The sequence below is a fragment of the Pseudomonas sp. zjy_15 genome (genome assembly GCF_043101865.1).
Lineage (GTDB): Bacteria > Pseudomonadota > Gammaproteobacteria > Pseudomonadales > Pseudomonadaceae > Aquipseudomonas > Aquipseudomonas putida_Y.
This window is the reverse complement of the sequence record NZ_JBICII010000124.1, coordinates 1-12620: the sequence shown is the minus strand read 5'-3', so window position 1 is coordinate 12620 and position 12620 is coordinate 1. Positions and strand designations below refer to the sequence as shown.

11 protein-coding genes are annotated in these 12620 nt (G+C 62.2%); 3 read left to right on the top strand and 8 right to left on the bottom strand.

The window, feature by feature from the left end:
- Positions 1 to 57: 57 nt before the first annotated feature.
- From rseP to rpsB, 8 genes are all read right to left on the bottom strand, one after another.
- The gene (gene rseP, locus ACF8EF_RS23935) at positions 58 to 1410 is read right to left on the bottom strand and encodes an RIP metalloprotease RseP (protein WP_176682759.1); all 1353 of its coding nucleotides are present in this window, start codon (positions 1408 to 1410) and stop codon (positions 58 to 60) included.
- A gap of 68 nt (positions 1411 to 1478) precedes the next feature.
- Entirely contained in the window at positions 1479 to 2669 is a 1191-nt protein-coding gene (ispC, locus tag ACF8EF_RS23930; protein WP_176682758.1) for a 1-deoxy-D-xylulose-5-phosphate reductoisomerase, read from the bottom strand.
- A complete protein-coding gene (locus ACF8EF_RS23925) occupies positions 2666 to 3481 on the bottom strand; it encodes a phosphatidate cytidylyltransferase (protein WP_176682757.1) in 816 nt (271 codons plus the stop codon). The genes ispC and ACF8EF_RS23925 overlap by 4 nt, the downstream gene beginning before the upstream one ends.
- A complete protein-coding gene (gene uppS / locus ACF8EF_RS23920; protein ID WP_003252299.1) occupies positions 3481 to 4236 on the bottom strand; it encodes a polyprenyl diphosphate synthase in 756 nt (251 codons plus the stop codon). The genes ACF8EF_RS23925 and uppS overlap by 1 nt, the downstream gene beginning before the upstream one ends.
- Before the next feature lie 15 nt (positions 4237 to 4251).
- Positions 4252 to 4809 carry a ribosome recycling factor gene (gene frr, locus ACF8EF_RS23915; RefSeq protein WP_003252296.1) on the bottom strand — a complete coding sequence of 186 codons (558 nt, stop codon included), beginning with the start codon at positions 4807 to 4809 and terminating at the stop codon, positions 4252 to 4254.
- On the bottom strand, positions 4806 to 5549 hold the full coding sequence (pyrH, locus tag ACF8EF_RS23910; protein WP_003252294.1) for a UMP kinase: 744 nt from the start codon (positions 5547 to 5549) through the stop codon (positions 4806 to 4808). Before pyrH ends, frr begins: the two co-directional genes overlap by 4 nt.
- 181 nt (positions 5550 to 5730) lie before the next feature.
- Entirely contained in the window at positions 5731 to 6594 is an 864-nt protein-coding gene (gene tsf / locus ACF8EF_RS23905; RefSeq protein WP_003252290.1) for a translation elongation factor Ts, read from the bottom strand.
- A 185-nt stretch (positions 6595 to 6779) separates the two neighbouring features.
- Entirely contained in the window at positions 6780 to 7517 is a 738-nt protein-coding gene (gene rpsB / locus ACF8EF_RS23900) for a 30S ribosomal protein S2 (protein ID WP_003252287.1), read from the bottom strand.
- A gap of 346 nt (positions 7518 to 7863) precedes the next feature.
- Here rpsB and map point away from each other — a divergent pair, with 346 nt between their 5' ends.
- Genes map through dapC form a run of 3 tightly spaced genes read left to right on the top strand, consistent with a single transcriptional unit; the run spans position 7864 to position 12617 of the window.
- Positions 7864 to 8646 (top strand): type I methionyl aminopeptidase, encoded by a 783-nt coding sequence (gene map, locus ACF8EF_RS23895; protein ID WP_003252286.1) that lies wholly within the window; start codon positions 7864 to 7866, stop codon positions 8644 to 8646.
- Between the two features lie 41 nt (positions 8647 to 8687).
- Positions 8688 to 11390 (top strand): [protein-PII] uridylyltransferase, encoded by a 2703-nt coding sequence (locus ACF8EF_RS23890; protein ID WP_176682756.1) that lies wholly within the window; start codon positions 8688 to 8690, stop codon positions 11388 to 11390.
- A 30-nt stretch (positions 11391 to 11420) separates the two neighbouring features.
- On the top strand, positions 11421 to 12617 hold the full coding sequence (dapC, locus tag ACF8EF_RS23885) for a succinyldiaminopimelate transaminase (protein ID WP_392460512.1): 1197 nt from the start codon (positions 11421 to 11423) through the stop codon (positions 12615 to 12617).
- Positions 12618 to 12620 lie beyond the last annotated feature (3 nt).

Genomic DNA, 12620 nt, shown 5'->3' with positions numbered 1-12620 from the left:
CAACTGGCAATAAACAACCTGCCGTCACAAACGGCAGGTTCGCAATTGAGCGAAGCTTTATAGTCGACCCAGATCGTTGATCAGGGCGAGCAACATCACCCCTATGACCAAACTGATACCGATCTGAACCCCCCAACCTTGCACCCGATCCGACAGCGGACGACCGCGCGCCCACTCGACCAGGTAAAACAGCAAATGCCCCCCATCCAGTACGGGTATGGGCAGCAGGTTAAGAACCCCCAGGCTTATGCTCAGGTAGGCCAGGAAATTCAGGAAATCCCCCACGCCGGACTGGGCTGAAGCGCCCGCCACTTTAGCAATGGTTATCGGTCCACTCAAGTTTTTTACCGAGAGCTCCCCGAACAGCATTTTCTTCAGCGATTCAAGGGTCAGGACGCTCATGCTCCAGGTACGCGACAAGCTCTCACCCACCGCATCCAGCGGGCCGTAGCTGACTTCGCGGAGCATGTTGGCAGGCCATTCGCCACCTTTGACGCCAGCACCAAGATAGCCACCGACTGCCTTGCCCTCACCCTTGCGGGCCAGGGTCACCGGCAGCTCCAGGGCAGCTCCATCGCGCTCCACTCGCACCACTACCTTGGCATCAGGGCGGGCGCGCACGCGGTCGACAACCTGCTGCCATTCGGTCACCGCCACATCATCCAGAGCCAGCAGCTTGTCACCGGTTTTCAGGCCAGCAGCGGCAGCCGGCCCCTTCGGGTCGATCTCGGCCAGCACCGGGGTGATCGCCGGGCGCCAGGGGCGCAGCCCCAGGGATTGAATCGGGTCCGGCTCGTCGGCGCCCTTGAGCCAGCTGTCCAGCTTGACCTGCAACTGGCGCTCGGCGCTGGCACCCTCATCGCGCACGCCAATCTGCAAGGTACCGCTCTCACCCAGACGACGAACCAACTGCAGGTTGACCGCCGACCAACCGTTGGTCGGCTTACCGTCGACAGAGACGATTTCCTGACCCGCGGTCAGCCCGGCCGATGCTGCCAGGCTGCCACTGTCGACCGCACCGATAACCGGGCGGATTTGCTGGGTACCCAGCATCGCCAGTACCCAGAAAAACAGGATAGCGAGCAGAAAATTGGCGATCGGGCCTGCCGCGACAATCGCAATACGCTGGCGCACCGACTTGCGGTTGAACGACTGCCCGGCCAGCGCTGGCGGCACATCGCCTTCGCGCTCGTCGAGCATCTTGACGTAGCCACCCAGAGGAATGGCCGCAACAACGAACTCGGTGCCGTGGCGGTCATGCCACCGCAGCAGCGGCGTGCCGAAACCCACCGAAAAACGCAGCACCTTGACGCCGCAGCGGCGCGCCACCCAGAAGTGACCGAATTCGTGGAAAGTGACCAGCACACCCAGAGCCACGAGGGTGCCGATAATCATGTAGAGCGCTGTCATGTCCATCTCCGAATGATGTTCAGCGGGCTGGCATCCCCAGCCCCCTCACGAACCTTGGCGGGCCTGCATCAGCGGCCGTGACGCCTCAGCCACTCTCGGGAAAGCTCCCGGGCACGCTGATCGGCGGCAAATACCGCATCCAGCGACGGCAACGGTACGACGGGTTCCTGGTCGAGTACCTGTTCGATCATACCCGCGATCTCCGGGAAGCGGATGCGCCGTTCAAGAAATGCCTGGACCGCCACTTCGTTGGCTGCATTGAGCACCGCTGGCGCACTGTTGCCAGCCTCGGCAGCCTGCCGCGCAAGGCGCAGGCAAGGGAAGCGTTGTTCGTCGGGCGCCTGGAAATCCAGACGGGCGATGGCGAACAGGTCCAGGGGGGCGACCCCGGAATCGATCCGTTCCGGCCAAGCCAACGCGTTGGCGATCGGCGTACGCATGTCCGGGTTGCCCAACTGCGCGAGCACCGAACCGTCCACGTAGTCGACCAGCGAGTGGATCACGCTTTGCGGGTGCACCACCACCTCAACCTTGGACGGCGCGGCATCGAACAACCAGCAGGCCTCGATCAACTCGAGGCCTTTGTTCATCATGCTGGCCGAATCCACGGAGATCTTGCGCCCCATGGACCAGTTAGGGTGAGCACAAGCTTGCTCCGGGGTCACGTCCAGCAGCGCCTCGACCGGCGTCTCGCGGAACGGCCCACCAGAAGCGGTAAGCAGGATCCGGCGCACACCGACGGCGCTCAGGCCACGGGCGTAGTCGCCTGGCATGCACTGGAAGATAGCGTTGTGTTCGCTGTCGATCGGCAGCAGCACGGCACCCTTTTGCCGCACCGCCTCCATGAACAGCGCGCCCGACATTACCAGTGCTTCCTTGTTGGCCAGCAACACCTTTTTGCCTGCCTCGACGGCCGCCAGCGTGGGGCGCAAGCCGGCAGCACCGACAATGGCTGCCATCACCGCATCCACTTCAGCGGCCGACGCCACCTGGCAAAGCCCTGCCTCGCCCTCCAGCACCTCGGTGGTACAACCAACTGCAGCCAGACTTGCACGCAACCTCACCGCCGCCTCAGTGCTCGGCACCACAGCGAATGCCGGACGATGACGCACACATAGCGCCAACAGTTCGTCGACGCGCGAATAGCCGGTGAGGGCAAACGCTTGATAACGGTCGGGATGGCGCGCGATCACATCCAGCGTGCTCAGGCCGATGGAGCCGGTCGCCCCGAGCACGGTAATACGTTGCGGGCGACTCACATCACACCCCATTCGGCAGCCCACAACAGCACCGCGAAGATCGGAATTGCCGCTGTCAGGCTGTCGATGCGGTCGAGCACACCACCGTGCCCAGGTAGCAGATTGCTGCTGTCCTTGATGCCGGAGCGACGCTTGAACATGCTCTCGGTCAGGTCACCGACCACCGAGGACATCACCAGCAACGCAGCGCCCAGCAGGCCCAGCAGGATCTGACCAAAGCCCCAGTCGCGACTGATGCCGACACCCAAGGTGATAAACAGGCTGACTGCCAGCCCACCATACACACCTTCCCAGCTCTTGCCCGGGCTGACCTGCGGGGCCAGCTTGCGCTTGCCGAACGCCCGGCCAGAGAAGTACGCACCGATGTCGGCGGCCCACACCAGCACCATGACGGACAGGATCAGCCAGTTCCCCAGGGGCCAGTGCTTGAGGAGCACCAGTCCCTGCCAGGCCGGCAACAGCACCAGCAGGCCGATCAACAGCCGACAGGCAGCACTGACCCACAGCTCGCTGCTGCGCGGATAGGTAAGCACCAGCCAGGTAGCCAGCCCCCACCAGATAACCGCAGCGCCCAGCACCCAGGGCGCCAGCTCCGGAAGGATGTACAGCAGCATCAGCGCTCCGGCGACCACCGCTGCATAGGCAATGCGCAGCGGCTGGGCCATCAGCCCGGCAAGGCGCGCCCACTCCCAGGCACCGAGGGTCACTACGAATCCGATGAACAGGGCGAAGTCCCCGCCATTGAGCAGGAAGAAACCACCCAGCGCGACCGGCAACAGGATCAGCGCAGTAATGATGCGTTGTTTAAGCATTAAGCACGAGCTCCAGCCTCGACCTGCTCGCTGGTCTTACCGAAGCGGCGCTGGCGCGAAGCGAAATCGGCCAGGGCATTGCGCATGGCCTCGTGTTTGAAGTCCGGCCAGTAGAGGTCGGAGAAGTACAACTCGGCATAGGCCAGTTGCCACAGCAGGAAATTGCTGATGCGATGCTCGCCACCGGTGCGAATGCAAAGATCCGGCAACGGCAGCTCGCCGGTTGCCAGACAGGTCTGCAGCAGACCCGGGGTGATGTCTTCCGGGCGCAGGTGCCCGGCCTGCACTTCCCGCGCCAACCGCTGGGCAGCCTGGGCAATGTCCCACTGGCCACCGTAGTTGGCTGCTATCTGCAGAATGAAGCGGTTGTTGCCAGCGGTCACTGCCTCGGCCTCGCGCATGGCGGCCTGCAGCTCAGGATGAAAACGCGAACGGTCGCCGATGATGCGCAGGCTGATATTGTTCTCGTCAAGGCGCTTGGCCTCACGGCGCAGCGCCGAGAAGAACAGCTCCATCAGCGCCCCGACCTCTTCGGCAGGGCGCTGCCAGTTCTCGCTGGAGAAGGCGAACAGGGTCAGCACCTCGACCCCGGACTTGGCACAGACTTCGATGACCGCGCGAACGGCATCCACACCCGCCTTGTGCCCGGCCACGCCGGGCAGCAGGCGTTTTTTCGCCCAGCGGTTGTTGCCATCCATGATGATCGCGACATGACGCGGCACCGAGGACGGCGCCGCTGGCTTGGTCTTTTCCATTAAAAAACCCCGGCCTTAAACGGCCATCAGGTCCTTTTCCTTGGCTTTGAAGGCAGCATCCACTTCGGCGACGAACTTGTCGGTCAGCTTCTGGATCTCGTCAGCGGCGCGACGTTCTTCGTCTTCGCTGATTTCCTTGTCCTTGGTCAGTTTTTTCAGGTCAGCCAGGGCGTCGCGGCGCACGTTGCGCACGGCTACCTTGGCATCCTCGGCAACACCGCTGGCCTGCTTGGTGTAGCCCTTGCGGGTTTCCTCGGTCAGGGCCGGCATCGGTACTCGGATGGTGGTACCGGCGCTGGACGGGTTAAGGCCCAGATCGGAGGTGAGGATGGCCTTTTCGATGGCAGCGCTGAGGTTCTTGTCGTGAGCGACGATCTTCAGGGTGCGCGCATCTTCGACGGTGATCGCGGCGACCTGGTTCAGCGGCATTTCGCTACCCCAGGCGGTAACCTTGACGCTGTCCAGGATGCTTGGGTGAGCGCGACCGGTGCGGATTGCAGCCAGGTTGCGGGACAGGGCTTCGATGGACTTGCCCATGCGCTCCTGCGCGTCTTTCTTGATGTCGTTGATCATGCTTGGCCTTCCTCGATCAGTGTGCCTTCAGCGCCACCCACCACGATGTTCAGCAGGGCGCCAGGCTTGTTCATGTTGAATACCCGCAATGGCATCTTGTGGTCACGGCACAGGCAGATTGCGGTCAGGTCCATCACACCCAGCTTGCGATCCAGAACCTCATCGTAGGTCAGGTGATCGAATTTCTCGGCGTGCGGGTCCTTGAATGGATCGGCAGTGTACACGCCATCGACCTTGGTCGCCTTCAGCACCACGTCGGCATCGATTTCGATGGCGCGCAGGCAGGCCGCGGAGTCGGTGGTGAAGAACGGGTTGCCGGTACCGGCGGAGAAAATTACCACATCCCCGGAGTTGAGGTGACGAATAGCTTTGCGGCGATCGTAATGATCGGTGACACCCACCATGGAAATGGCCGACATGACCAGCGCCGGGATGTTCGAGCGCTCCAGCGCATCGCGCATGGCCAGGCCGTTCATCACGGTAGCAAGCATGCCCATGTGGTCACCCGTGACGCGGTCCATGCCGGCTGCGCTGAGCGCGGCGCCGCGGAACAGGTTGCCGCCACCGATGACCAGGCCGACCTGTACACCGATCCCTACCAGCTGGCCAACTTCAAGCGCCATGCGATCCAGCACTTTCGGGTCGATCCCGAAGTCTTCCGAGCCCATCAGGGCCTCGCCGCTAAGTTTGAGCAAAATGCGTTTATAGCGAGGTTGGCGACCACTCACCTGCTGAGCCATTGCGAGTCTCTCCTGCGGCGTACTTTTAGAAAATTCGTGCGGGCTGTTTGCAGCCTGCTAACTGTAGCGTGGCACCGCTTCGGTGCCAGCGAAGAGGGAGTCGTATAAACCCCTCCCCGTTTTGACAAAGAGGCTGCGCGCGTGAGCGGGCAGCCTCTTTGGGGCGACAGACGGGGCTGTCTTACTGCTTGGCAGCAGCTACCTGAGCGGCAACTTCAGCAGCGAAGTCGTCGACTGGCTTCTCGATGCCTTCGCCTACCTTGAAGTAGGTGAAGGAAACGATTTCAGCACCGGCTTTCTTGGCCAGCTCGCCAACCTTGACTTCCGGGTTCATGACGAAAGCTTGCTCTTTCAGCGAGGCTTCTGCCTTGAACTTGGTGATACGACCGTTGATCATGTTCTCAACGATGTTTTCCGGCTTGCCGGCGATCTTGTCGGCGTTCAGCTGCAGGAAGACATTCTTCTCGCGCTCGATGGCCTCGGCGGAGATTTCCGACGAATCCAGGAACTCAGGGTTCGAAGCTGCGACGTGCATGGCGATGTTCTTCGCCAGCTCCACGTCACCGCCTTTCAGAACGACGACAGCGCCGATCTTGTTGCCGTGCAGGTAGGCACCGACAACGTCACCCTCAACGCGCACCAGGCGACGGATGTTGACGTTCTCGCCGCACTTGGCAACCAGGGCTTCACGAGCAGCTTCACGCGAGGCGATCAGCGGAGCGGCGTCGGTCAGCTTCTGGGCGAAGGCTTCTTCGAGGCTTTCGGCCACGAAGTTCTTGAAGTCGTCTTGCAGGGCCAGGAAGTCGGTCTGCGAGTTCACTTCCAGCAGGACGGCGGATGTACCGTCGGTCTTGACGGCGATAGCGCCTTCAGCAGCGACGTTGCCAGCCTTTTTGGCGGCCTTGATGGCGCCCGAGGCACGCATGTCGTCAATGGCTTTCTCGATGTCGCCGCCGGCCTTTTCCAGGGCCTTTTTGCAATCCATCATGCCTTCGCCGGTACGCTCGCGCAGTTCTTTTACCAGCGCTGCAGTAATTGCTGCCATTTCAAAATCCTCTTGGAAAGTTTTTCAACCATTCCACCCGTCAATCACGGGCGTTCAATTCTGCAAATCCGCTGCTTTCATTTCAGCAGGCCCATGATGCGGGGCCGATGCTGACAGCAGGATTTCAAGGTGGCAAAAAGGGGGCAAAGCCCCCTTTTTGCGTGCCAAGTAGACGCTAGCGCCTATTACTCAGCAGCAGGTGCAGCCGCTTCTTCAGCGTAAACTTCGGTGCCGCCGGCAACGTTGTTGCGGCCGCGGATGACTGCGTCAGCCATCGAAGTCATGTACAGCTCGATAGCGCGAATGGCGTCATCGTTACCTGGGATGATGTAGTCAACACCTTCCGGGCTGCTGTTGGTATCGACAACGCCGATAACCGGGATACCCAGCTTGTTGGCTTCGGTGATCGCGATGCGCTCGTGATCAACGTCGATAACGAACAGAGCGTCTGGCAGACCGCCCATGTCCTTGATGCCACCCAGGCTGCGATCCAGTTTTTCCAGGTCGCGGGAGCGCATCAGGGCTTCTTTCTTGGTCAGCTTGGCGAAAGTGCCGTCTTCGGCCTGGGTTTCCAGGTCGCGCAGACGCTTGATCGAAGCGCGGATGGTCTTGTAGTTGGTCAGCATGCCGCCCAACCAACGGTGGTCAACGTACGGCGAACCGCAACGAGCTGCTTGCTCGGCGACGATCTTGCCGGCGGAACGCTTGGTGCCGACGAACAGGATCTTGTTCTTGCCCTGGGCCAGGCGCTCTACGAACGACAGAGCGTCGTTGAACATTGGCAGGGTTTTTTCCAGGTTGACGATGTGGATCTTGTTACGCGCGCCGAAAATGTACTTGCCCATTTTCGGGTTCCAGTAACGGGTCTGGTGGCCGAAGTGCACACCGGCCTTCAGCATATCGCGCATGTTGACTTGGGACATGATAGTTCCTTGATAAGTCGGGTTGGGCCTCCACGTATCCCAATGACCAACCCGCGAATTCTGCAACTCGGGGCACCCAGGTCATCGTGTCGACACGTGTGTGGGTTAAGTGCTGACGGGGTCGTCCCCGAAAGCGGCGCATTTTATACCACAGACCGCGAGCGAACGGAACCCGGATACTGTTGCGTCTGTCAGCACTTTTTGCAGCACCCCGGCTTTCGCGCCAGAATGCCAGCTGTAGACAACAGCATGGCCGCCTTTATCCCGACCGATCGGCGCCCTGCTCTGCTAGAATCCGGCCTTTCCCGTTTGTTCGCGCCGTGCACGGCGCCGTAGAGAGCCTGTAATGACCGTCACCATCAAGACCGCAGAAGACATCGAGAAGATGCGCATCGCTGGCCGCCTGGCCGCCGAAGTGCTGGAAATGATCGAAGAGCACGTCAAGCCCGGTGTCACCACCGAAGAGCTCGACCGCCTGTGCCACGACTATATCGTCAACGTCCAGCAGGCCATTCCGGCACCGCTCAACTACAAGGGCTACCCGAAGTCGATCTGCACCTCGATCAACCATGTGGTCTGCCACGGCATCCCCAACGACAAGCCGCTCAAGGACGGTGACACGCTCAATATCGATGTCACCGTGATCAAGGACGGCTACCACGGCGACACCAGCCGCATGTTCCACGTCGGTAACGTGCCGGTCTGGGCCGAGCGCCTGTCCAAGGTCACCCAGGAATGCATGTACAAGGCCATCGAACTGGTCAAGCCGGGCTGCCGCCTGGGCGACATCGGTGAAGTGATCCAGAAGCACGCGGAAAAGAACGGTTTCTCGGTGGTGCGCGAGTTCTGCGGTCATGGCATTGGCAAGGTGTTCCACGAAGAGCCACAGATCCTCCACTACGGCCGCGCTGGCACGGGCATGGAGCTGAAGGAAGGCATGACCTTCACCATCGAGCCGATGATCAACCAGGGCAAGGCCGACACCAAGGTGCTGGGCGACGGCTGGACCGCCATCACCAAGGACCGCAAGCTCTCGGCCCAGTGGGAACACACCCTGGTGGTGACCGCGACCGGCTACGAAATCTTCACCCTGCGCAAGGACGACACCATCCCGCGCACTTCGGCCTGACCGCACCCCGACAGGCCACCCCACGACAGGAACGTGACGCGATGCCCCAGGTGGACCCCGAGCTGTTCGACCGTGGCCAGTTCCAGGCGGAACTGGCCCTCAAGGCGAGCCCCATCGCCGCCTTCAAGAAAGCCATCCGCCTGGCCGGCGAGGTGCTCGACAAACGTTTTAGCGCCGGCAGCGACATCCGCCCGCTGATCGAGGCCCGCGCCTGGCTCGTCGACAATATCCTGCAACAGGCGTGGAACCAGTTCGACTGGGGCGACCAGAGCGGCATTGCCCTGGTTGCGGTGGGCGGCTACGGGCGCGGTGAACTGCACCCGCACTCGGACATCGACCTGCTGATTCTGCTGGGCGCGGCCGAGCACGAACAGTACCGCGACGCCATTGAGCGCTTTCTGACCTTGCTGTGGGACATTGGCCTGGAAGTCGGCCAGAGCGTGCGCACCGTCGACGAGTGCGCCGAACAGGCCCGCGCCGACCTGACGGTAATCACCAACTTGATGGAAAGCCGCACCATCGCCGGCCCCGAGGCCTTGCGCCAGCGCATGCTGGAAGTCACCAGCACCGCGCAAATGTGGCCGAGCAAGGAATTCTTCCTGGCCAAGCGCGCCGAACTCAAGGCCCGCCACCACAAGTACAACGACACGGAGTACAACCTCGAACCCAACGTCAAGGGTTCGCCAGGCGGCCTGCGTGACATCCAGACGGTCCTTTGGGTGGCCCGCCGCCAGTACGGGACGCTCAACCTGCATGCACTGGCCGGCGAAGGCTTCTTGCTGGAAAGCGAGAATGAACTGCTGGCTTCGTCCCAGGACTTCCTCTGGAAAGTCCGTTATGCCCTGCACATGCTGGCCGGACGCGCCGAAGACCGCCTGCTGTTCGACCACCAGCGCAGCATCGCCACGCTGCTGGGCTACAGCGATGAAAACCCCAAGCGGGCGATCGAACAGTTCATGCAGCAGTACTACCGGGTGGTGATGAGCATCAGCCAGCTGTGCGACCTGATCATCCAGCACTTCGAAGAAGTTATCCTCGCCGACGAGGAGAGTGGCAGCACCCAGCCGCTGAACGCGCGGTTCCGCCTGCATGACGGCTATATAGAGGCCGCCAACCCGAACGTGTTCAAGCGCACGCCGTTCGCCATGCTGGAAATTTTCGTACTGATGGCCCAACACCCCGAGATCAAGGGGGTGCGTGCCGATACCGTGCGCTTGCTGCGCGAACACCGCCACCTGATCGATGACACGTTCCGCACCGATATCCGCAATACCAGCCTGTTCATCGAGCTGTTCAAGTGCGAAATCGGCATCCACCGCAACCTGCGCCGGATGAACCGCTACGGCATTCTTGGCCGCTACCTGCCAGAGTTCGGCCTGATCGTCGGGCAGATGCAGCATGACCTGTTCCACATCTATACGGTCGACGCGCACACCCTCAACCTCATCAAGCACCTGCGCAAGCTGCAATACACGCCGGTGTCCGAGAAATTCCCGCTGGCCAGCAAGCTCATGGGGCGCCTGCCCAAACCCGAGTTGATCTACCTGGCCGGCCTGTACCACGACATCGGCAAGGGTCGCCAGGGCGACCACTCGGAAATCGGTGCGGTGGACGCGCAGAAGTTCTGCGAACGGCACCAGTTGCCGGCCTGGGACAGCCGCCTGATCGTCTGGCTGGTGCAGAACCACCTGGTGATGTCGACTACCGCCCAGCGCAAGGACTTGTCCGACCCACAGGTGATCAACGACTTTGCCCTGCACGTGGGCGACGAGACGCGCCTTGACTACCTGTACGTGCTGACCGTGGCCGACATCAACGCCACCAACCCGAGCCTGTGGAACTCGTGGCGGGCCAGCCTGCTGCGCCAGCTGTACACCGAGACCAAGCGCGCCCTGCGCCGCGGCCTGGAAAACCCGCTGGACCGCGAAGAGCAGATTCGCCAGACCCAGTCGTCAGCGCTGGATATCCTGGTGCGCGAGGGCACCGACCCGGACGACGTCGAGCAGCTATGGGCGCAACTGGGCGATGACTATTTCCTCAAGCACACAGCCGCCGACGTGGCCTGGCACACGGATGCGATCCTGCAGCAACCGGCCGACGGCGGGCCGCTGGTGCTGATCAAGGAAACCACCCAGCGCGAGTTCGAAGGCGGCACGCAGATCTTCATCTATGCCCCCGACCAGCACGATTTCTTCGCCGTGACGGTGGCGGCCATGTCACAGTTGAACCTGAACATCCACGACGCACGGATCATCACGTCGAGCAGCCAGTTCACCCTCGACACCTACATTGTGCTGGACAACGACGGTGGCTCGATCGGCGACAACCCGCAGAGGGTCAAGCAAATTCGCGACGGCCTGACCGAAGCGCTGCGCAACCCCGAGGACTACCCGACCATCATCCAGCGCCGGGTGCCGCGGCAGCTCAAGCACTTCGACTTCCCGCCGCAAGTGACCATCCTCAACGATGCCCAGCGACCGGTGACCATCCTCGAAATCACCGCGCCAGACCGCCCGGGCCTGCTGGCCCGACTGGGGCGGATCTTCCTGGAGTTCGACCTGTCGCTGCAAAATGCCAAGATCGCCACCCTCGGCGAGCGGGTTGAAGACGTGTTCTTCATTACCGATGCCGACAACCAGCCGCTGTCAGACCCGCAACTGTGCAGCCGCCTGCAGGAAGCCATCGTGCAGCAACTGCAGGCCGGCCAAGGTAGCGACACCAGCCAGACCCGCGTGACCATTTAACGATTAGACGATTGACGAGACCTCGCGCCGATGAACCATGCCTTGACCCAGCTTCAGCCCTATCCGTTCGAAAAGCTTCGTGCCCTGCTGGGCAGCGTGAAGCCCGCGGCGGACAAACGCGCCATCGCCCTGTCGATCGGTGAGCCGAAGCACGAATCGCCGGCGTTCGTCGCCCAGGCCATGGCCGACAACCTCGACAAACTGGCGGTCTACCCCAGCACGATCGGTCTGCCAGCCCTGCGCCAGGCCATCGGCCAGTGGTGCGAACGACGCTTTGGTGTGCCAGCCGGCTGGCTGGACGCCGACCGCCACATCCTGCCGGTCAACGGCACCCGTGAAGCGCTGTTCGCCTTCACCCAGGCCGTGGTCAACCGCGCCGATGACGGCCTGGTGATCAGCCCCAACCCGTTCTACCAGATCTACGAAGGCGCAGCGCTGCTGGCCGGCGCCACCCCGCACTACCTGCCGTGCCTGGAGAACAACGGTTTCAACCCGGACTTCGACGCCGTACCGGCCGAAGTGTGGAAGCGTTGCCAGATCCTGTTCCTGTGCTCGCCGGGCAACCCTACGGGTGCGCTGGTGCCGATGAACACCCTGAAGAAGCTGATTGCCCTGGCTGACGAGCACAACTTCGTGATCGCCGCCGACGAGTGCTACAGCGAGCTGTACTTCGACGAAGACGCGCCACCGCCAGGCCTGCTGACGGCATGCGCCGAGCTAGGCCGTAGCGATTTTGCGCGCTGCGTGGTGTTCCACAGCCTGTCCAAGCGCTCCAACCTGCCGGGGCTGCGCTCGGGCTTCGTCGCCGGCGATGCCCGGATCATCAAGCCGTTTCTGCTGTACCGCACCTACCACGGCTGCGCGATGCCGGTACAAACCCAACTGGCCAGCATCGCCGCCTGGCAGGACGAGGCGCATGTGCGCGACAACCGCGACCAATACCGGGCCAAGTACGATGCCGTGCTGGATATTCTGCAGCCGGTACTGGACGTGCAACGCCCGGACGGCAGTTTCTACCTGTGGGCCAAGGTACCGGGCGACGATGCCGAGTTCACCCGTGACCTGTTCGAAGCCCAGCATGTGACCGTGGTACCGGGGTCGTACCTGTCGCGTGAAGTGGACGGGGTGAACCCGGGTGCCGGGCGCGTGCGCATGGCACTGGTTGCGCCACTGGCCGAATGCATCGAGGCGGCGGAGCGGATTCGCGCCTTCCTGCAAAACCGCTGATCA